Origin of the sequence: Photobacterium carnosum, assembly GCF_021236965.1 — a bacterium.
Taxonomy (GTDB): Bacteria; Pseudomonadota; Gammaproteobacteria; order Enterobacterales; family Vibrionaceae; genus Photobacterium; species Photobacterium carnosum.
The window spans coordinates 19,817-40,847 of the sequence record NZ_WMDN01000004.1 but is presented as its reverse complement, the minus strand read 5'-3'; the positions used below and the strand labels follow the sequence as shown (position 1 = coordinate 40,847).

Sequence of the window (21,031 nt, the reverse complement as noted above, 5' to 3'; positions counted from 1 at the left end):
CTTTTTTGTGCGTGATGGTTTTTAGTTTGCTTTTACTTAGCGACAGCAATCGCATGTGTTTGAGGTGAAAGGTTATCACCCAACGCATGAAGTTCAGGTAACATGCAATGAATCAAATGGAGTTGTTGTAATACCATTCGCGTTGAGGTGCAATCTTCATCTCGCCATTGTCCTAAACGCTGTTCTAAATTGAGGTTTAATGAGGGTGAGGTTTCAATAATAGAACCATTTAGTTGCGATGAGATACACTCTAAATGATTATGAATAATACGATGAGCCTCTGATACTAATTGATGGGTTTGATTATCTTGCAGTTGAGTACGATGCGCACCGAGTGCCGAGATATAGCTCAACATGGCATGATTTAATGTTAAAAAACGGAAGCTTTTATCGGTATCTATTTGATATTTATCCGGCTCTGCCAACATGTTATTGATAGCGGTACTGAGTTGTGCGTCTTTATTGTGGGCTTCACGACGCGCAATACGATAATTCATATTATCGCGTTTACCGATACGATATTGAGCAATGATTTGCGCTAAGTAATCTTTATTTGCCAACGTGGCTTCAGCCATCACTTTATGTAATCGTTTAGATTCCCAATCGGGTAAGATGAAACTGACGGCTAATACGGCTAATAGGCAGCCAAGTAATGTATCACCTAAACGCGGTAAAATAACCGCAAACCCTTCCCCTAATTGGTTAAAACAAAACAGCACTAATAACGTAATAAAAGCGGTTGCCCAGTCATATTTAACGGCTCTAAAGGCAAAGAACAGCACACCCATAATAACCATCAGTACTAATTGGCCTTCTTGGCCAGGGAATAAATACAGTAATGGTATGCCAGCAAGTAAGCCACCTAATGTGCCAATAACGCGTTGTACTAACTTTTGACGGGTTGCACTATAGTTCGGCTGGCACACAAAAAGGGTAGTTAATAAGATCCAATACCCGCGTTGCAGATCCAGCGCCTGAATAAAGCCATAACCGACAATTAATGCGATGCCTAAACGAATCGCATGACGAAATAACATTGAGTCAGTATTAAGCTGACAGCTAATACGTTTCCACATTTCTTTTATGCTGTGCGCTTCAGTATCAACTAATTCAATATCAGTTTGTTGTGTAACATGCTCTGCATCAGGGTTATTAATATTTTGTAATTGACGTTCTACTGTTGCTAAATTATTGAATAAATAATCCAGTTGATTGAGAAGTGAACGCCATTGTGAGTTATTTTGCTGTTTGAGGTGATTTAGCGATTGTTGCAATTCATCTAAGGCATTGATTGAATCATGGCCATGATGATAAGCCTTACCTTGTTTTAATGCTTCAGAGATACCGTGACAGGCTATTGCTTGTACATGCAACAAACGTTGGAAGCGAAATAATACATCACTACGTTGAAAAGCAGCGGCTAGTTCACGGTAACGGTAATGGGATGAACTTGCACGCTCATGAATATCTTGTGCCATAAAATAAATCTTAAGAAACTTATCACTTTGACCGCGACCAGCACGGTGCAGTAAGGTCATTTTTACAGCATTTAAGGCATTAACCACTTTAGCATTTTGTTTAGCAGCTTGAATCCGTAATGGGTGTGACGTGAGATCAACAATCGGTTCAAATAATTTGCTCTTATTATCGAGATAATAACCAAATTCAGTGAATACATTAGCCAGTCCTTGTTGTACTGGTTGATTTGGCCATAAAATATGCCATAGCAGTGATAAGATCCCATACCAACAGGCACCAGCTAAAAGTAACATTGGTTGATACCAAAGCTCAGTACTACTATTTGCGCCCAACATGGTGTAAACCGCGAGTAATAATGAAGCAAAAGCAATGTTGGCATAACGAGGACCCATCGCACCAAGCATAATAAAACCGAAGGTCGAACAAAATAATCCGATTGCAAACAAAAGGGGATAGTCAAATAAGACTTCAATAGAAAGAGAGGCAATCAAAAAACAAACAAGGGTAATCGTCAAGCCTTTAATGCGGCCAGTTAAATTATCATCAGATTCAGCCAGTGCTGCTGCAATAATTCCGAGTACTAATGGTGTTACTGCATGGTTGGCACCGAGATACCAACAGGGTAATACTACACCGACTAAAGCTATCAATACTCGAATAGAATAGTTAATTCGGTCATTGACCCAATATTGGCGGAGTTTTATATGTAACTCTTTAGTTTGCATAGATATTAACAATCTTCTGATAATAAGGACGGGAGAAAACGGTAGAATTATCTACGCTATAAAATCGCAACTAAAGATAACAGAAATATTGTTATTGCGAGTAAAAAAATAAATTTTTAGTACCTAGAATAATATTTAGTCAAATAGACACTTCAATACTATGGCTACACGATAGTTATTGATACTCTAAGTAACATTATCCCGATAGACGGGTGACAAGTAATGATTCAATTGAGGTTGATGTAAGATTATCAGCCAGTAATGAGTGTTACAGCCTAATTAAAGCATGGAACAATTGGTGGAATCACAATGCAATTAAGTGCCAGTCGACTAGCACAATGGCTCGTTCAAGGTGATTATTATAGTATCGCTTTAGACGGTAATAGCTTGGTATTAGATAGTCAGACTTCTTCTGACGTTATCTCTTTTGATGACTGGGATGGTTCGATTGAAATCCATCGCGGTGTATTATGGGGTGCGCTTGAACTGACGTCTTCAAACCAACAATACTGTTGGACAGTTCATGGTTTACCGTGGTACGAATGTAAATCATTCGCGGCATTTTTAATTCGTAGTTATCAAGATTGGGCACAAAGCCGCGTTGACAAATTAGATGCAATGTTGCCAGAAATGTTGCAACGTATCGAACTTTTTTCTAATAAAGCGGGTTATTTACGTTCTTCTGAACATTATGAATTACATCAGTTTCTTAATGATGGTTTAACTAATTCAGATTTAACCCCAGGGCTTGCCGCAACATTTAGACCACGTAGTTTTGAAAAAATATCACCTTGGCTTGGTGAGCATAAAGCGTGGGTTGAAGAACATAACCAACAGTGGTTAACACAACAAACCCAAAAATGGGGTTCATGGTTTGATAGCTTTGAGAAATCACCGTTAAATGAATCACAGCGCTTAGCGACCTTAATTAATCAAGATTATAATTTAGTTCTTGCCGGGGCGGGCACGGGAAAAACCAGTGTATTAATCGCACGTGCAGGTTACTTAATTGCGAGCCAAGCGGCGGTGCCTGAAGATATTCTAATGTTATCGTTTGGGCGTAAAGCTGCGGATGAGATGGCGGATAGACTGAAAGAAAAAGTCAGTGATCGCGTTAAAGTAGCGACGTTCCACAGTTTGGGATCGCAAATTATTCGTGATGTTGAACTTGATAAACCCAATGTTGCTTCTATTACCTTAGATCCACGCGCCCGTAGTGCGTGGCTAGCGCGAATGCTGATTGAACAATGGAATAACTCAACCTCAGCAACTAAGTGGCAGCGTCACCTTACACAGTGGCGAGTACCTGGCTTTAGCAAAGAAAATTCAATAGAACAACAAGCGGAAAATGAACAGTTACAAACTTGGGTGTGGCGTAATATTCAATTATTAGGCCAATCAGGGATGAATAAAGAAACGCTAACTGACGCCATTATAAATAATGATAATCCAGCAATGCGCCCAAGGATGAAAAGTGAATTAGCGTTGTTGTGGCCATGTTATCAGGCTTATTTACAGCATCTAAAAGTGAAAAAGCAGATTGACTTCAATAGTATGATTGAAGTGGCTACTGAATATGTTAAAACGAACAAATTTATTTCGCCGTGGCGTTATATTATGGTGGACGAATATCAAGATATTTCACCGCAACGCTTAGCATTAATTGAAGCATTATGTCATCAAGAAGTGGTAGGACATTCAATACCAACGTTATTTGCTGTTGGCGATGATTGGCAGGCTATTTATCACTTTGCAGGTGCAGATGTTAACTTAACTACTGATTTCGAAAATCGTTTTAGTCATTCATGTATTACTCAACTTTCAACTACATATCGTTTTAATAGTATGATTGGTGAAGTGGCGAATGTCTTTATTCAACAAAATCCGTGTCAGATTAAGAAGCAACTCACCAGTTTTACAAAGCAGAGTAAAAAGGCGGTTACTTTATTGGCGACAGATTTATTACCGCAAGAGTTAATTCGATTGAGTAAGCATTACGAGAATAAGGCCACAAAAGTACTTATTCTTGGACGTAATAATAAGCAAAAACCTGATAGATTTGAAACCTGGAAGAATCAGTGGCCGCAACTTAACTTGGAATACATGACGTGTCATTCAAGTAAAGGGCGTGAGGCTGACTATGTATTTATTGTTGATGTAAATAAAGGTCTTTTCCCATCACCGGATCGTGAAACGGGTTTAGCCGCTATTATGCAGTTGCGTACTGAAACCTATAATGACGCAGAAGAGCGCCGTTTGTTTTATGTTGCGTTAACACGTGCTAAAAAACATGTGTGGGTCTGTGCAGATCCAGATAAAACATCACCGTTTATTAATGAATTAATTGAAGATAAATACCCAGTTAATAATAAAATTAAACGGACTAAATAAGTATTATTGGTCTATTGAAGCCCTGTTATTATGATTGCTTGCTGTTCTTGCAATAATTAATACAGGGTTTTTTATTGTTTAAATAATGATAATAAAAAGCCTTCGCTATTAACGAAGGCTTTTTATAGAAATATGAAAGTAGATGAAAACTTAATCTAGACGCTGTTTGAGATAAGCATCATAGTCTGGAATTTCAATATCAATTTCTTTATCAAGTAATGGTGATGTAATAATAAAGTTAGCACTAGCACGGTTAGTGGCTACCGGAATATTCCATACTGCGGATATACGTAATAATGCCTTTACATCAGGATCATGCGGTACAGCATTGAGCGGATCCCAAAAGAAAATCATCATGTCAATTTTGCTTTCTGAAATTAATGCGCCTAATTGTTGATCACCACCCATAGGGCCACTGATTAAACAAGTAATAGGTAAACCTGTTTTTTTTGTAAGTAAATGTCCAGTTGTCCCTGTTGCATAAAGTTCGTGATTAGCTAATTTATCTTGGTGCTCTTTCACCCAGCGAAGTAAAGACGTTTTGCAATTATCATGAGCAACTAAAGCGATGTGTTTTTTAGCGGCCATTTTACGTGTTGTGGTAATCATGATATTCCTTTTGATATCAAGTTAATCTTGATGAAGCTAGGTGATAATGTCTATAGTAATTATTACTAGTCAGTAGTGTATTCCATATTAGGCTAAAATTTTGTGATAGCCCATAAATTATTGATATTCATATTTATAAGGTTACCTCATCTTAAGGCTATCGACTGATGTGATGATTATTAACGTAGAATGATGGCCTAAATTCTGCGGGTGATAATGAATCACGAATAACTGCCGCAGGTAAATATTGCGGTGTTAAGTCAACAATTAATGGTGAAATATCAAGCGCCACTGTTTTTTTCTCAAGATAACGAACTGTTTGATCTACTGAAAGTCGAGCTTGCTCTGCCATTTTATCAGTTGGAGCAAATAATATTTTATGACGACGTAAGCCTCGGTAAACCCCATGACTTAAATAGGTTGATACTATTTTGATATTGGTAATGTGATTGGTACGTAATTCACTGATGGCGACTTCAGCGGCTACTGCTCCGCCAACGATATAATCAATGTCTTTATAATCAGTAAATAATTGCTGCAATAGGTTACGTTGGAGCTCTTTACTGTTGTCACCCCATAGCGTCGTTATAATTTCGACATCACTATTGGCAATAGCAGCTTTAAAACCTTTGGTTACCGGTTTGGTACCGCCACGTAATTGCGGGCCAGGTAGCCACGCAATACGGACTTTTCCTGAGCCTTTTGGGTGGCGTTTTGCAAGGTAAGTACCTGCAGCTTTACCCATTTCATACCAATCGACGCCAACTTTTGCTTTTACATGTTGACGAATGTCAGGATCAGTAAAGTCGATATCATTGGTCATTAAAAACACAGGAATATTACCAATTAATGTGGATAATTTACCGTTATAAGCATGCGCATCGACGGTGCCTAGAATGATGGCATCTGCGCCCCAATGACGACAAGCAACAAGTTGACTTTGTTGTTTATAAAGGTTGCTATAGCCGCCAGCTTCAAACACTTTTAATGTAATACCTAGCTTTTTTGCTTGCTCAACCATCCCATAATTGATCGATAACCAATAAGAATCTTTTAAATGTGGGTACACTGCACATACTTTCCACGGTTTAGAAACTGAGGTTAAAAAAGAATATTGAATTTTTGTCGGTTTTTTATCCGTTTGAAAAGGGGGTTGATATGAGATCACCTCAAGCGCAAACGCGGATTGAGCAGAGAAAATCATTAAAATAAAAAATAAAATGCGCATTATTACCAACATTATTTAGGTCTAAAGCCATATCGCTGGCAAAATAGTACCGTTTTATTGCCTTTGGTTAAATAGCCAGTATTGAACAAGTTATATTAATGCTGATTATTACCTGTTCTAAACAAGATTTTTGATATAGAGACTATTTATGACGTTTACTCGAAAAGGTATCGGAGCCAAACTGTTATTAGCCTTTTCTGCCATGGCTGGCTTAATGATTATTGCGGTTATGATTGGTGTGGCTGGCTTTTCCTTAGTCGCTAAAACTGAGCGTACTGTTATTAATTCAGCGGTACCTTCATTAGCTGAAGCGCGAAAATTATCAGATTTAAGTTCACGCATTATATTTAATGCACAAGTCTTAGCTAAATCGAAACTTGAATCAGAACGGATGCAACAAGGACGAGCATTAACTATTCATATTGAAGCATTAACACGTAGTTTGCATGCGCTTGAGAAATATTCGTTTGATCAACCGTTAATGTTGAAACTAGAAGATGATGTAAAACGTATTGTTGATAATTTAGCCTTGCTTGGGCTACTTGTTGGTCGACAAATAGACTTACAAAGTCAATTAGATGAATTAACAGCGGTAATGACGAAAGCGACTCATCAAATTGACAGTTTGTCACAATCTCAAGTGGCGAATGCTAATACGATCGCTGTTGCTAATGTGTCGCGTATTTATGATTTAGTGGCGGCAAATAATAAACCTGCAGTCTATAACGCGCTTGATAGCCTGGTCGAAGTAGACATGGATTTATCTGAACGGTTATTTGAATTGCGTTTTTTATCATTACAAGTGATTAATATGTTGGATGATTCTGAACGTATAATAGATATTAAATCACTGGTGGCACTAAAAACACGGTTCAATAATGCCGTTAATATTATCAGTCATCGGGTTAAATCTGTTGAAGATCCTAGTCGTTCAGAACAATTGATGAAACAAACCGCTAAACTTGAACGCGGTAATTTATTATTTAGTGTTAGTGAGCAATTGATTTATGCCAAGCAGGATGTGCAACGATTAGATCAACAAAATTTAGTATTATTTCAGGAATTAAATAGTACGGTTGATAATATTATTGCAGCGGCAAATACTAATACACAACAAGCGGTTAAACAAGTTGATCAGACGTTGACCGTTGCACGTAATACATTAATTGTAATTTCAGGCATTGGTTTGTTGGCCTTAGTTCTAATCATGTGGCGTATTGTATATATTCGCGTTATTTGTCGTATTAACCGCTATAGTCGTGCTTTGTTATCACTAGCTCGTGGTGATTTATGTATTCAATTAGATGTTGATGGTGATGATGAATTAGCACAAATGGGGCGGGCTATTTTAGTTGCGCGTGATACGGCCAATGAACGTTATCGGTTAGCCCAAGCTGAAGCTAAAATTCGTCAAGAATTACAGCAACACAAAGCAAGTTTAGAGCGGTTGGTTGCCAAACGAACCGGTGAGTTAGAGCGTATCAATAGTCGCTTAAACGAAGAAGTGTACAACCATTATAAAGCACGTGATGAAGCTGAAAAGGCGAACCGTGCTAAATCAGCATTCTTAGCGACCATGAGTCATGAAATTAGAACACCGATGAATGGTGTATTAGGCACCGCATCATTACTCGCTGATACAGTGTTAAGCATCCAGCAAAAGCGCTATTTAGATGTTATTAATCGTAGTGGTGAAACATTATTAGATATTCTTAATGATATTCTGGATTATTCTAAAATTGAAGCAGGACATCTTGATATAAGACCGAGTGATTTTGCATTAAAACGTATGGTTGTCGATGTGTTTAATATGCTTCAAGGTCGAGCAATGGCGAAACGAATTGGCTTTGAGTATGTTGTTGAACCTGATGTTGATGCAATTTGGTTTGGTGACGAAAGTCGTATTCGACAAGTGTTAGTCAATTTAGTGGGTAATGCGATTAAATTTACCGATAAAGGTAAAGTGACAATCAATGTTCAATTGCATCCTGATATGCCGGATGAAATATTATTTTCAGTTCAAGATACTGGCATTGGTCTTGATAGTCATGAACAAGGGCTATTATTTAATGCATTTCAACAAGCAGAAGCGGGCCGTAAAGCGATTGAAGGGACAGGGCTTGGTTTAGCCATTAGTAAACATATCGTAGCGGCGATGGATGGTGAAATCGGAGTTGATTCGATTGTTGGTACAGGTAGTTGTTTCTGGTATTCATTACCATTAGAGCGTGGCCAAGTAATCTTGAATACTGATGTTGATCAAGTACTTGTTCCTGCAGCACATATTCTATTGGTTGAAGATAACCCCGTAAACAGTATGGTTGCAGAAGGGTTTCTTAAACGACTAGGTCACAGTGTAGTTATTGCTGAAGATGGCGCACAAGCAGAAGCGTTTTATCGTAAAGAACAGTTTGATTTAGCATTACTTGATATCAATTTACCTGATACCGATGGTATTACCTTATTGCATCAGTTACGCCGCATTGATAAAACCAAGAAGCAAGCATGGCAAGAACCGACACCGATGGTCGCTTTTTCTGCTCATGTATTTAGAGAAGAAGTTGAAATCTATTTAAATGCAGGTTTTGCGGGCTTCTTACCTAAGCCTTTGGTTGAGCAACAATTAATTGATACGATGAACAGTATTCTAAAAGGAGATAAGCGAGTGGTTATTGAAAAAGGTGCGGGTGAAGATAAACCGCAACTTGTTGAGACTGATGCGCTATTTCCATTAGTGAAAGAATCTGTTTTAGGCAGTGATTTGCAAGTATTGGGTGCAGCACAAGTGAAACAATTAATTGGATTATTTGGTGACTCTGCAAGTAAGACATTAGTGATATTACATCAGGCAATTACCGATAATGATTTAAAAGAAGTCGCTAAACAAGCCCATACCCTTAAAGGTGCGGCTGGAACGATGGGATTAATGCAATTACATCAGTTATGTTTAACCTTTGAAAAATCAGCTCAAGAGGGCTCTATTGAGGGATTATCTGTTGAACCATTACAGCAAGTGTTTGATGCGTCAGTGACGGCTTTAGCAACGATTTTCCTTGATGATTAATGTTGTTAATAACAGCATTAACAAAAAAGAACGCTTCGGCGTTCTTTTTTTATGGGTGTAGATCGAGCGTCATAAATAGACAATGAGGATCGAGTAGATAATCAGTAAAGGCGGGCATTCGATAATCCTATGTTTAATATATAGCGCCCGAGAAGTGATAAACAAAGCCATTGATAAAGCATTAGTTTACGTTTGAGTAGTAATTTCACCTAAGCGTTTTAACGATGAATGATATGGCCATAATGAAGAAGGGGCGTGATTAGAGAGGAAAGAGAGGATTTACGATGATGTCATATGGCGGTAAGGCTGTTGTTTTATGAGTGATACGAGAATATGAGATGAAAAGTCTGGATAAAAAATAACCCCGAGAACAAAGTCCTCGGGGTTAATGTATCACTTAGGGTAATTTAAAAATTACTTCTTAGCGTTACGTTCTTTCTGCTCAGCGATAACTTTTTCAGAAACGCTAGCAGGACAAGGTGCGTAGTGTGAGAACTCCATAGAGAACTGACCACGGCCTGATGTCATAGTACGTAGAGTACCGATGTAACCAAACATTTCTGAAAGTGGTACGTCAGCTTTAATACGAGAACCAGTGATACCAGCGATTTGGTCTTTGATCATGCCACGACGACGGTTAAGGTCACCGATAACATCACCAACGTGATCTTCTGGAGTAAATACGTCAACGTTCATGATTGGCTCAAGAAGTTGCGCACCAGCTTTCGGCATAGATTGACGGAATGCGCCTTTCGCTGCGATTTCAAATGCTACTGCAGATGAATCGACTGCGTGGAAGCCACCATCAAGAAGCTCGATTTCAACGTCAAGAACAGGGAAACCAGCTAGAACACCAGTGTTCATCATGCCCTTGAAGCCTTTCTCGATTGCAGGCCAGAATTCTTTAGGAACGTTACCACCAATTACTGATGATTTGAACGTAAAGCCTGAACCTACTTCACCTGGTTTCATGATGTAGTCGATCTTACCGAACTGACCAGAACCACCAGATTGTTTCTTATGCGTGTAGCTATCTTCAACTGCTTTCGTGATTGTTTCACGGTAAGCAACTTGAGGTTGACCAACAATTAGGTCTACGCCGTATGTACGCTTAAGGATATCAACCTTAATGTCTAGGTGAAGTTCACCCATACCTTTAAGGATTGTTTCGCCAGTTTCTTCGTCAGTTTCAACTTGGAAAGATGGATCTTCTGCAACCATTTTACCGATTGCAAGACCCATTTTCTCAGAACCGCCTTTATCTTTAGGCGTTACAGCAATAGAGATTACTGGAGTTGGGAAGATCATTGGCTCAAGTGTACACTCGTGCTTAACATCACAAAGAGTGTGACCTGTTTGAACGTTTTTCATACCAACGATAGCGATGATATCGCCAGCGTGAGCTGAAGTAAGTTCGTTACGATCGTTTGCTTGCATTTCAACCATACGGCCAACACGCTCAGTTTTACCTGTAGCTGAGTTAAGGATGGTGTCACCCTTGTTTAGCTTACCTGAGTAAATACGAACGAATGTTAGTGCGCCAAAGCGGTCATCCATGATTTTGAATGCAAGTGCTTTTAGTGGCTCGTCAACAGATACAATAGCAAATTCGCCATTTGCTTCACCAGTTTCTGGGTCAGTTAACGGCTGTGGATCTACTTCTGTTGGACAAGGTAGGTAGTCAACAACAGCATCAAGAATAAGTTGCATACCCTTGTTTTTGAATGCTGAACCACAGTACGTTGGGAAGAAAGTACAAGTACGTGTACCAGCACGGATACAACGCTTGATTTCTTCAATAGAAGGTTCAACACCATCCATGTAAGCTTCTAGAAGATCGTCGTCTTGCTCAAGAGCAGTTTCGATCATTTCTTCACGGTAAGCTTCAACGTCATCAACCATATCTTCAGGAACAGGTAGAATTTCGAAGTTTTCTGGAAGACCAGTGTCATCCCATACGAATGCTTGACGAGATAGAACGTCAACAACACCAACGAAATCATCTTCACGACCGATTGGAAGTGTCATGATTAGTGGAGTCGCGCCTAGTACCTTCTTAACTTGATCTGTAACGCGGAAGAAATCTGCGCCCATACGGTCTAGTTTGTTAACGAAGATAATACGAGCAACTTCTGATTCGTTCGCATAACGCCAGTTAGTTTCTGATTGTGGTTCAACACCACCAGAACCACAGAATACACCGATGCCACCATCAAGTACTTTAAGAGAACGGTAAACTTCAACTGTGAAGTCAACGTGTCCAGGAGTATCGATAACGTTAAAACGGTGATCTTTCCAGAAACAGCTTACTGCTGCTGACTGGATAGTTATTCCGCGCTCAGCTTCTTGTTCCATGAAGTCAGTTGTTGACTCGCCATCATGAACTTCACCAATCTTGTGGATTTGGCCAGTTAGCTTAAGGATACGCTCTGTAGTAGTGGTTTTACCCGCATCAACGTGCGCGAAAATACCAATGTTTCTGTATTTAGATAAATCTGTCATTGTTTTTCTCTATCAACAATTACTGTCACATGTGAGGTCGCGGATTATAGCACTAGTTGTGCTAATCAGAACATAGCCATATGTAATAAAAATAGGTATTAACTTGCTTTTTGCTCTTGGAGTTCTAACTGTTGACGAAGATCTGAGCAAATAACAGTGATAAAAACCAAGACCAGTCGAGGTTGATTATTATTGTAAGCTGATTTAAGGATATTTTAGTGATTTTTTGAGAGTCAAATGATGAATTAGTCTTGATATGAATGGCCTATAATAATAGACAAAAACGATTTTTTAGTTTGTTTGCGCTTAAAAAATAGTAAGTCAGCTGGAATGTGTCATTTGTTTCACTTTCTGTTTATTAGTGAGGTAGAATTCAAGTAAGTCCTGTTTTGTTATTTGAGTGTACAAAATGTCAGAAGAAATAGAAGTAGAAGCACTGGAAGTTGAAGTTTCTGTCCAGCCGATTGAACTGTATAAAGTGCTTAAAATTGCTAATTTAGTCAGTGGTGGCGGCGAAGCTAAATATGCCATTTCTGATGGTTATGTTGCTGTAAATGGTGAAGTTGAATTACGTAAGCGTTGTAAAATCTATGATGGTGATGTAATTGAGTTTAATGGTGAATATTTTGTAGTTATTTGTGATCAACCCGTACAAGAAGTCATACCACGAGATCAACAACCAATCAAAGTGGCGCCTGTAGTTAAAGCGCCAAAAAAAGATAAAAAAGCACCACCAGTAAAGGCAAAGAAAAATAAAGCCGCACCAGCAACTAGTAAAAATCGTTCTGTAACTAAAAAAGAAGCAGAAAAAACAGAGAAGAAAGCAGATACAGCAACAGGACGTAAACCAATCAGCTTTTGATTGATGAGCTAAATTATTGAGGCGTGCTATTGCACGTCTTTTTTATCACTATTTTTTGAGATCGGTCGTATTAGGATGATAACTACTTCTCGTAATCTGTATGTTTCGTTATTTTTGCTTTCTGCATGCACGATGGCAGTGGCTGCTAATGCTGCTCAAATTAGTGTGCTATCTACTCACGAGTGCCAAGTAATGACTAAGGCGGGGGTTGTGTCTGCGACAGCCCCTGTGCCATGTCAACGCTTGAAAAAAGTTACGTTTCATTATCGTGATTTTGCAGGTAAAGCACATTCCAATGGTCAAGTGGTGGTGATGGATGCTGTCGCACCGTATGTGGGGAATATTTTTGATGCTTTATTTAAGCAGGGTTTTCCTATTCATAACGCCGTCCCTATAGAAGTGTATGGTGGTGATGATACCCGTTCGATGACTGCAAATAATACGTCAGCCTTTAATTATCGTCCGGTTGCTGGAACAGGTAGCTTATCATTACATGCTTATGGGGCCGCGATAGACCTTAATCCACTTCAAAATCCATTTGTGACGTTTAGTGGTAATGGCAATGTTAAATTTAGCCCTGCTCAAGGTACTCATTATGCTAATCGTGCTCAATATCGGTTTGGTAAACCAAATAGTCGAGGCATGGCTGAAGCCGTTATAGATATATTTGCTCGTAATGGTTTTCAATATTGGGGTGGTTTTTGGAATTCTCCGATTGATTATCAGCATTTTCAATTGACCAAAGATATGGCGTTAACCATGAGTAAAATGACGCCAGCACAAGCAACATTATTTTTTCAGCGTTATGTCGCGTGGTATGACAGTTGTAGCAAGAAGTACCCAACAGCATATAAGCAGTATAAATTTAATGATTACGCAGAATACCTAAAGCATCAGTTATCCGTTAAGTCATTGCATACAGCTTATAGTGCTAATCCTCAACGGGTAATGGATGCGATTAAGCTTCAACCTGTACGCTCGGCTATTTGTGTAAAGCGTTAGTTGGCAAGAAGTTTATTGATAAGTTGCTATCTAAGTCATAGTTTTTAGTCTGCATACTTTGTTTTTAATTAATTCGTTTGCGGCAATGATTTGAGGATCTTAGGATGGTGCTATTAGTATTATTCGACAAAGGATGGTTCAATGGTTAGTCAAGTCACAATGGTTGCACAACAATTACACTTTTCAGAATTAGTGCAAGGCTATTGGCGTTTAGCTGAATGGGGCATGACTGCGCAACAACGATTAACGTTTATAGAGCAGCATCTTGAATTAGGGATCACCACGGTTGATCACGCTGATATTTATGGTGGCTATCAATGTGAGGCGTTATTTGGTGAAGCATTAGCGTTAAAACCAAGTTTACGTCAACAGCTGCAGGTAGTGACGAAGTGTGATATTAATCTGTGCAATGCTAAATACCCTCAACGTCGCATTAATCATTATGATACCAGTAAGCAGCATATTGTTGATTCAGTAAATAATTCATTGGCAAACTTACAGGTTGATAATATTGATCTGTTATTGATTCATCGCCCAGATGTATTGATGGATGCTGATGAGGTTGCTTCTGCCTTTGCTGAGTTAAAACAACAAGGAAAGGTTAATCATTTTGGTGTGTCGAATTTTGCGCCAGCGCAATTTGATTTATTGCAATCTCGTCTTGATCAGCCTCTGGTTACTAATCAAGTTGAAATTAATCCGCTTAATTTTGAAGTGGCACACGACGGTACGCTTGATCAATTACAAATGAAGCGCATTCATCCAATGGCGTGGTCATGTTTGGCAGGGGGCGAGATTTTTACTGGCAGCTCTGAGCAACATATTCGCGTGCGTGAAACCTTAATTGAGATCGCAGCTGAAATTGGTGCAGATAGCATTGATCAAGTGATTTATGCGTGGATTAGGTGTCTACCATCAAAGCCGTTAGCGATTATAGGTTCGGGGAATATTGAACGGGTAAGATCGGCTGTTGAAGCCCTTGGTTTTTCATTATCACGTGAGCAGTTTTATCGCGTATGGGTAGCCGCAAAAGGTCATGGTGTGCCATAACAGAATCTAAAAATGGCAGCTGCTATCGTGAATGACCATCGTGATAGCTTGCTGCCATTGGTGTTGTTAGTGTACGTTGGCTGGGATTATTGTTCCATCAGCCGTAGGATTGTTTTTATTGGCACTCCATTGGTACCAACCACCATCGTAAACACTGATATTTTTCCAGCCGAGAACATGTGCGAAGAAGAATGCTTCTGATGCTCGCCAACCTGTACCACAGAAAAATGTCACATCTTGACGCGGTTTAATATTCCATTTTGCCCATTGTGCTGCAATTTCATTACCACTTTTCATGGTTTGATCTGGGTTAAGAAAATCTTGCATGTGGTAAGAATCTGAGCCTGCGTGACCCCACTTAGCACCTTCAATGCGTCCTTTTGGCTTAATGTAATCATAGCCGCTAGTTTTACCGATATATTCAGGCCAAGTACGAATACTCACGACAGATTGTTGACTCGCCGGTTTTTTCAATAATGATTTTACTTGTGTGGTATCGATTATATATTGAGGGTTTACTGGGATGGTCTTTCCAAACGCGACCGGTTTTTTATTGTAATTAGGTAAGTTTTCTGTGGGGTAACCAGCATTAATCCATGCTGTCCAGCCACCATTTAATAAACGTACGTCTTTAACGCCAGCATACATTAAGAAGTTAGCAAAACGCGCTGCTGACATATTGTTACGAGCATAAAGTATAACTGTGGTGTCATAACGAATACCAAGATCTGCAATTACTTTCGTTAATGCTGTATTACTGACTTTGTTCCACCATGGTTTTGATTCGATGGTATTGGTATTAACGTATAAAGAACCAGGAATATGATCAAGTAAATATTTTGTCGGTGGACCCCATTCAACTTCAACCAGTTTATAACCATGCTTTGGTGCGTAGCGAGGGTGCTTGCCGTCAATAAGATCATGTAGCCATGATGCGGGCACTAATTGTTGAAAATTGGGTAAAGCGCTAAGTTGACCATGGTAATGACTAAGGGATTGATTAATCGTTGTTAGCGACTGATAACCTTGAGCTTGTAATGCCGACGTTAATTGCTGAGCTTTATCTGCCGAGCAATATAAATAAGTAGGTAGGGTAGGTTTAAGATGTTTATCGCGTAATAGCGTTTGAAAACCTGAAGTATCTAACGTTTTTAACCAACTAGCATCAATGTTAACTGCACCAGCAATATGGCCGCCATACTGCTGTTGAGGCTCAGGCCAACCGTTATAAAGATTACTATTACGGCAATCAATAATTTGTAGTGGTGTGTTGTGTGCTTGCTGTTGAGCTAATTGCTCAAATGTTGCTGTGGTTGGCGATATAGAGGGTGCGGCAAATAGAGAACCAGATGTCAATAATAGCACAACCATAGCTGTTGTTTTAATGAGCATAATTAAATCAAATCACCTCAGTGATAGTTAAAAACAAGTGTGCATTTTAACGTTTTCAAAATGTAATACAATTGGATTCCAATAAATTATAAAAAATCAGTTATTGGAATGATTGAAAAAATTAAATTATGGTGTCTTATGAATAATAAGGTTATTTAAAGTACCGCCGTTTAGAGAACACTAAACAGCGGTATTTATATGGCATCAAATATGCGTAATTATGCTAACCATTTAATAATAAATTGACAAATATCTTGAGGGTTATTTAAATCTAGCTGTGGTAATGAACAGTTTTCAGGTGCTGGCTGATCACTAGCAAATGCCATAATTGTATTGTCGGTTGGATAAAGCAATGGTTTGCCGTAGCTTGGACGGTGAATTTCTATTTTTGGAAATGGTTGGTCACGAAACCCTTCAATTAAGACTAAGTCGAGTAGTTCATGATTAAGCTGACTTAGACAATGATTTAATTCAGGATCTTGGCGTTCTTGTTGTGGATACTCAAAGAACAACATATGCCGAGATTTAGTGGCTAATAAGGTTTGGCTACAACCCGCATGACGTAAGCGATAGCTATCTTTTCCTGGAGTATCAGGATCAATATCATGATGACTGTGCTTTAGAAGTCCGATTCGTAAATTGTGTTGTTTGAGTAGGGGAATAAGTTGTTCAAGAAGTGTTGTCTTTCCTGAACCACTAAAACCCGCGAAACCGAGTATGGGTGTAGGTGATGTAATCATTATGAGACCCGTTGATATTGATTCTTTTGCTATTATATACCTAACAAAAGTGAACACCTATCTACCGTGTATATTTATTGATATATAAGGGATTTATTTAAATAAACTTAATTTTCAGTTGTTGAATGAAAAACAGTAATCATGTTTTTTGGTAATAATAATGTGACAGTCTACATTTAATCTATATTGAGTTTATTGTTATTAATAAGTCTATGACAGTCATAAATATAACAATTAATATAATATTTCCTAACAGGGAGTGTGTAATGTGGGCGACGTTAGATTTTGAAGCATCAGGACTCTCAGAATTTTCTTATCCAATAGAAGTGGGTTACTCACTACCAAGTGGTGTGGATCATAGCTTACTCATTAATCCGTTATCAGCCAGTGATGAGTGGCTGTATTGGGACACTTTTTCTGAATCACATATTCATGGCATTACACGGGATGAATTAAAGCAAGATGGTAAGCAAGTTGTCGATGTTTGTCAGCATCTTAATGCAGTTTTAGGGCAATATGAACGGGTATTTTGTGATAGTGAATGGGATTTGTTTTGGTTAGGTCGGTTATATCATGCGGCTCATATGCGACCTTCATTTATGCTAATGGAGATCTGTTGTTGGCTAAAACAACATAATGGTCTTGACCGTGAATATTTTCAATTAGCCCTTGAACGGCAAGGACCCGTTAAACATCGTGCGAGTTATGATGCCAAACAAATTCGGCTAGCACTGAATACATTAATGAATAATCAGTAGTATTATCTATTTATAAATCTGATGTTTATTATTGGCGGTATAGTTAATGACGATTACAATGTTTGGTATAAAAGCATATGTATATGAGAATTTAAGTGAAATCTACGTCTAGTCGTAATCAATCACTGCGTGTGGCGATGTTTAATATTTCGATGTCAGACAGTGAACCGGGCAAAATATTAGCATTAGCAACAAATCCTAATATTACGCGTTTAAAACGTCTTGCAGCCATTATTCAACATGCCGCAGCTGATGTGATATTGCTGTGTGAGTTCGATCATCTCGGGGATGGGGGTGATGATGGTGCGTTAGCCTCTTTCTGTGATAATTATTTAGCGATTTCTCAATATGGACAAGATCCTATCGAGTATCCATATCGCTTGTGCCCAGCCACTAATACGGGTTTATTGACAGGGGTTGATCTCAATCAGGATGGCATGATTTCATTGCCAGCTGATGGAATGGGATTTGGTCATTTTCACGGTAATTTTGGTTTTGTTTTATTATCTAAATACCCTATTCAAGATAATAATGTCCGTTCATGGCAACATCTGCTGTGGAACACGATGCCAAATACATTGATCCCTCATGATTTTTACAGTCCTGAAGCGGTAAATATATTACGATTATCGTCTAAAAATCATCTCATTATACCTATCCAGTGTGGTTTTAAAGTGATAAACCTCGTGTGTTGCCATCCAACACCACCTGTATTTGATGGTCCTGAACGTCGCAATGCAAAACGTAATCATGATGAAATTCAACTTATTTGCGATATTCTCGATAATGCTGCGTATTTAGAGGACGATGCGGGTATTGCTGGTGGGCTAGCTCTCGATCAATCTTTTGTTGTGCTGGGCGATCTTAATGCTGATGTTACCGATGGTGATGGCTTAAAAACTCCGATTAAAGATTTACTTAATCACCCTCGGGTTCACCAACAGGTAAGTCATGGGGCATTAACGCCTAAAAGTATAGGGGGGAGTGAATATCGTCCGTGGCAACGACGTAAAGGGTGTAATAATGAATGGACTCATTTAGGTGGAATGCGTTTAGATTATGTGTTGCCATCGGCTAATTTAAATGTTGTAAAGAGTGGCGTATTTTGGCCTGAAAAAGCTCACCTATTAAGACAATTAATGCTTGATGATAAAGGGCGAGAAAAACCACTAGCAGGATCTGATCATCGATTAGTTTGGGTTGATATCAAACTTACCGAGTAATTATTATAATAAAAGAGGAACAATAACGATTGTCCCTCTTTTAAATTGTATTAATTATTGGTATCTGCGGTCTTTTTTGCCCAAATTTCAAGCTTGGCTTTTTTAGTCACACCCGCTAAATTCAATGTTGCATTACCAATACTGTTATATGTCAATTCAATTGATTTTATTTTATTTTGAGCGCGATCAAGTGTCATTGCGCGTGTAGAACTATTTTTAGTTAGTAAACCTAATGTTGACAGTTGTTGCACATGACCATCAGCATAATTGATTTTAATAGCATCTATTTGTACAGTGCCTTGTATGCACGTTAATTTAAGATGGTTATAGTGTGCGGAATTAAATAATGAGTTGATTGTGACAGTATCAGTATCTGTTTGAAAATTAGCAGTTTTAGTGGCTAGTTTAACCCAATGGTTTGATGTTTCTTTAGGTGTGCTATTACAACCACTTAATGTTGCCAGTAATAGAATGCCAGCTAAAAATGGATAGATAAATTTACTCATAAAACCTCAATAAAGTAATAATAAAATCTGTTATGTATTTTATTGGTAACGTAGAATTTTTGTAAATTATGTCATACTTTAGAGGTTAGATGTTATAAATATGATAAAATGACTAAATATCTCAGTCATTTTATATTGATGATGTTTTTAGATTGTTAATTAAAAATATTTACCGCGGATAGTATTGAAATTTTCTTTAAGTGCGCAGGTAGTAAACGTTTTAATGACCATAGAGTCAGACCAATAATTAGTTGACCAACCAGCTTTTTGTTTGAGTAGTTGTATAAATTGAAGCGTTGATAACCCTCGACGCCAAGCGCTTGGTAATACAACTGTTTGTACGTGTCGATCCGTTAACAACACCCCTTGCTTACTATGAGATAAATACTCAAATAATTCAGCTTCAGTACTAAAGGGTTGTATAACCAACGGTGATAGCACTTCGACTTCAATACTTAAATCATCAAGTTGATCTTCTGCAAGTGGCATAAAACGGCGATCTTCATAAGCACTACCAATCGCTTTGTTATGCATTTCTAATATTAAAGGTTTAGTTGCAATCGTAGAACCGATACAACCTTGTAGTTGACCGTTAACTTCTAATGTTACAAAGCATGCTGCAGGTTGCAACATTTTACGATTATAGTGCTCTATTTTAGGTGCAGACGTTGAAATTGCTTTTTCTGAAAAATGACCTCGAATCGCATCACGGGCAATATCCAGTAGCTGCGTAAGTTCACCTTTATTGTATGTTTGATGTGTGACAGCTGAAGTATCCACCAGTGTTCTCCTTTTTGATTCTTATGATTATCAATACGTCCGTATATAAATAATGAAGGTGTGTATTTATAAAATGCTTGGCAGTGATATAAAATGTTATACGAGCTATAACTTATTTTATTGTTTGATTAATATCATCTATTTTTACTGATTATTCAATATGTGCGTAAGTAAAAAGTGTTAACTTGTTTGTCTAATTTATACTATTTGTAAGTTTCGCATCAGCGTGTTGTTAAATTGTCATAACTGAGTGATATTTGTGCTTTTTTGATTATTTTTTTGATTGTGTTGTTTATGGGTTTTACTCACAACGTAGATTGTTTTATCGTTAATGTCATTTTTGATACTGAAGATACATTAGATTATGAATAGCGATCAAGGTTTGACAATTGAACAATTAAGTGAATATAAAAATGTGATAATCACTCAGCCTAATTGTCCGTATTGTGTAAAAGCAAAAGCATTGCTGGATCAGCAAGGTACTGAATATGTGACATTAGTACTCGGACAACAATTAACAAAAATGGTTATGGTGGATTTTATTCAACATAGTGCAAATGTTAATGTACGAACAGTACCACAGATTATTTTAGATGGTCACTATATTGGCGGTCATGATGATTTAGTTGCATTTCTTGAACGTCAAGTTGGTAATACTAGCTTTGATGATTTTGAGTTATAGAATTGATCTAATATAACTAATGAAGGGGGAATTCCCCC

Annotated in this window: 16 protein-coding genes; 8 read left to right on the top strand and 8 right to left on the bottom strand. The window is 38.2% G+C overall.

The window, feature by feature from the left end; all coding sequences use genetic code 11:
* Positions 1 to 32: 32 nt before the first annotated feature.
* The gene (yccS, locus tag GLP24_RS05370) at positions 33 to 2,204 is read right to left on the bottom strand and encodes a YccS family putative transporter (RefSeq protein ID WP_232615649.1); all 2,172 of its coding nucleotides are present in this window, start codon (positions 2,202 to 2,204) and stop codon (positions 33 to 35) included.
* 309 nt (positions 2,205 to 2,513) lie between these two features.
* Here yccS and helD point away from each other — a divergent pair, with 309 nt between their 5' ends.
* Positions 2,514 to 4,595 (top strand): DNA helicase IV, encoded by a 2,082-nt coding sequence (gene helD, locus GLP24_RS05365; protein ID WP_232615648.1) that lies wholly within the window; start codon positions 2,514 to 2,516, stop codon positions 4,593 to 4,595.
* 150 nt (positions 4,596 to 4,745) lie between these two features.
* Here helD and GLP24_RS05360 read toward each other — a convergent pair whose 3' ends face one another.
* Both GLP24_RS05360 and torT read right to left on the bottom strand, forming a co-directional pair.
* Entirely contained in the window at positions 4,746 to 5,204 is a 459-nt protein-coding gene (locus GLP24_RS05360; protein WP_101769056.1) for a methylglyoxal synthase, read from the bottom strand.
* A 157-nt stretch (positions 5,205 to 5,361) separates the two neighbouring features.
* Complete coding sequence (gene torT, locus GLP24_RS05355; protein ID WP_152653130.1) at positions 5,362 to 6,432, bottom strand: TMAO reductase system periplasmic protein TorT; 1,071 nt, start codon at positions 6,430 to 6,432, stop codon at positions 5,362 to 5,364.
* 148 nt (positions 6,433 to 6,580) lie between these two features.
* On the opposite strand from torT, the gene torS reads away from it, so the two are divergent.
* Positions 6,581 to 9,496, top strand: coding sequence for a TMAO reductase system sensor histidine kinase/response regulator TorS (gene torS / locus GLP24_RS05350; RefSeq protein WP_232615647.1), 2,916 nt, complete (start codon positions 6,581 to 6,583; stop codon positions 9,494 to 9,496).
* A gap of 414 nt (positions 9,497 to 9,910) precedes the next feature.
* Here torS and fusA read toward each other — a convergent pair whose 3' ends face one another.
* Positions 9,911 to 11,998: an elongation factor G gene (gene fusA / locus GLP24_RS05345; protein ID WP_101769059.1), complete on the bottom strand. Its 2,088-nt coding sequence runs from the start codon at positions 11,996 to 11,998 to the stop codon at positions 9,911 to 9,913.
* Positions 11,999 to 12,407: 409 nt separating this feature from the next.
* On the opposite strand from fusA, the gene GLP24_RS05340 reads away from it, so the two are divergent.
* The 3 genes from GLP24_RS05340 to GLP24_RS05330 all read left to right on the top strand — a co-directional run bounded on the left by GLP24_RS05340 (position 12,408) and on the right by GLP24_RS05330 (position 14,912).
* Complete coding sequence (locus tag GLP24_RS05340) at positions 12,408 to 12,860, top strand: RNA-binding S4 domain-containing protein (RefSeq protein WP_101769060.1); 453 nt, start codon at positions 12,408 to 12,410, stop codon at positions 12,858 to 12,860.
* 132 nt (positions 12,861 to 12,992) lie between these two features.
* Positions 12,993 to 13,862, top strand: a complete 870-nt coding sequence (locus tag GLP24_RS05335; RefSeq protein ID WP_232615739.1) for a M15 family metallopeptidase — start codon at positions 12,993 to 12,995, stop codon at positions 13,860 to 13,862.
* Positions 13,863 to 14,003: 141 nt separating this feature from the next.
* Entirely contained in the window at positions 14,004 to 14,912 is a 909-nt protein-coding gene (locus GLP24_RS05330) for an aldo/keto reductase (protein WP_232615646.1), read from the top strand.
* A 66-nt stretch (positions 14,913 to 14,978) separates the two neighbouring features.
* Here GLP24_RS05330 and GLP24_RS05325 read toward each other — a convergent pair whose 3' ends face one another.
* On the bottom strand, positions 14,979 to 16,304 hold the full coding sequence (locus GLP24_RS05325; protein WP_101769063.1) for a rhodanese-like domain-containing protein: 1,326 nt from the start codon (positions 16,302 to 16,304) through the stop codon (positions 14,979 to 14,981).
* A gap of 218 nt (positions 16,305 to 16,522) precedes the next feature.
* A complete protein-coding gene (gene mobB / locus GLP24_RS05320; protein WP_101769064.1) occupies positions 16,523 to 17,044 on the bottom strand; it encodes a molybdopterin-guanine dinucleotide biosynthesis protein B in 522 nt (173 codons plus the stop codon).
* A 266-nt stretch (positions 17,045 to 17,310) separates the two neighbouring features.
* Between mobB and GLP24_RS05315 the strand changes: the two genes are divergently transcribed.
* Positions 17,311 to 17,802 carry a hypothetical protein gene (locus tag GLP24_RS05315; RefSeq protein ID WP_232615645.1) on the top strand — a complete coding sequence of 164 codons (492 nt, stop codon included), beginning with the start codon at positions 17,311 to 17,313 and terminating at the stop codon, positions 17,800 to 17,802.
* Positions 17,803 to 17,897: 95 nt separating this feature from the next.
* On the top strand, positions 17,898 to 19,025 hold the full coding sequence (locus GLP24_RS05310) for an endonuclease/exonuclease/phosphatase family protein (RefSeq protein ID WP_331254161.1): 1,128 nt from the start codon (positions 17,898 to 17,900) through the stop codon (positions 19,023 to 19,025).
* Between the two features lie 50 nt (positions 19,026 to 19,075).
* Here GLP24_RS05310 and GLP24_RS05305 read toward each other — a convergent pair whose 3' ends face one another.
* Together GLP24_RS05305 and amrA are read right to left on the bottom strand one after the other, a co-directional pair.
* Entirely contained in the window at positions 19,076 to 19,531 is a 456-nt protein-coding gene (locus GLP24_RS05305) for a hypothetical protein (protein WP_101769065.1), read from the bottom strand.
* 159 nt (positions 19,532 to 19,690) lie between these two features.
* Positions 19,691 to 20,311: an AmmeMemoRadiSam system protein A gene (amrA, locus tag GLP24_RS05300; protein WP_101769066.1), complete on the bottom strand. Its 621-nt coding sequence runs from the start codon at positions 20,309 to 20,311 to the stop codon at positions 19,691 to 19,693.
* A 364-nt stretch (positions 20,312 to 20,675) separates the two neighbouring features.
* Between amrA and GLP24_RS05295 the strand changes: the two genes are divergently transcribed.
* Positions 20,676 to 20,993: a glutaredoxin domain-containing protein gene (locus tag GLP24_RS05295; RefSeq protein WP_101769067.1), complete on the top strand. Its 318-nt coding sequence runs from the start codon at positions 20,676 to 20,678 to the stop codon at positions 20,991 to 20,993.
* Positions 20,994 to 21,031 lie beyond the last annotated feature (38 nt).

What these genes read in the sequence shown, in the direction of transcription:
- yccS (WP_232615649.1), bottom strand. Translation starts at nt 2,204, where the DNA reads ATGCAAACTAAAGAGTTACATATAAAACTCCGCCAATATTGGGTCAAT.
- helD (WP_232615648.1), top strand. Translation starts at nt 2,514, where the DNA reads ATGCAATTAAGTGCCAGTCGACTAGCACAATGGCTCGTTCAAGGTGAT.
- GLP24_RS05360 (WP_101769056.1), bottom strand. Translation starts at nt 5,204, where the DNA reads ATGATTACCACAACACGTAAAATGGCCGCTAAAAAACACATCGCTTTA.
- torT (WP_152653130.1), bottom strand. Translation starts at nt 6,432, where the DNA reads ATGCGCATTTTATTTTTTATTTTAATGATTTTCTCTGCTCAATCCGCG.
- torS (WP_232615647.1), top strand. Translation starts at nt 6,581, where the DNA reads ATGACGTTTACTCGAAAAGGTATCGGAGCCAAACTGTTATTAGCCTTT.
- fusA (WP_101769059.1), bottom strand. Translation starts at nt 11,998, where the DNA reads ATGACAGATTTATCTAAATACAGAAACATTGGTATTTTCGCGCACGTT.
- GLP24_RS05340 (WP_101769060.1), top strand. Translation starts at nt 12,408, where the DNA reads ATGTCAGAAGAAATAGAAGTAGAAGCACTGGAAGTTGAAGTTTCTGTC.
- GLP24_RS05335 (WP_232615739.1), top strand. Translation starts at nt 12,993, where the DNA reads ATGGCAGTGGCTGCTAATGCTGCTCAAATTAGTGTGCTATCTACTCAC.
- GLP24_RS05330 (WP_232615646.1), top strand. Translation starts at nt 14,004, where the DNA reads ATGGTTAGTCAAGTCACAATGGTTGCACAACAATTACACTTTTCAGAA.
- GLP24_RS05325 (WP_101769063.1), bottom strand. Translation starts at nt 16,304, where the DNA reads ATGCTCATTAAAACAACAGCTATGGTTGTGCTATTATTGACATCTGGT.
- mobB (WP_101769064.1), bottom strand. Translation starts at nt 17,044, where the DNA reads ATGATTACATCACCTACACCCATACTCGGTTTCGCGGGTTTTAGTGGT.
- GLP24_RS05315 (WP_232615645.1), top strand. Translation starts at nt 17,311, where the DNA reads ATGTGGGCGACGTTAGATTTTGAAGCATCAGGACTCTCAGAATTTTCT.
- GLP24_RS05305 (WP_101769065.1), bottom strand. Translation starts at nt 19,531, where the DNA reads ATGAGTAAATTTATCTATCCATTTTTAGCTGGCATTCTATTACTGGCA.
- GLP24_RS05295 (WP_101769067.1), top strand. Translation starts at nt 20,676, where the DNA reads ATGAATAGCGATCAAGGTTTGACAATTGAACAATTAAGTGAATATAAA.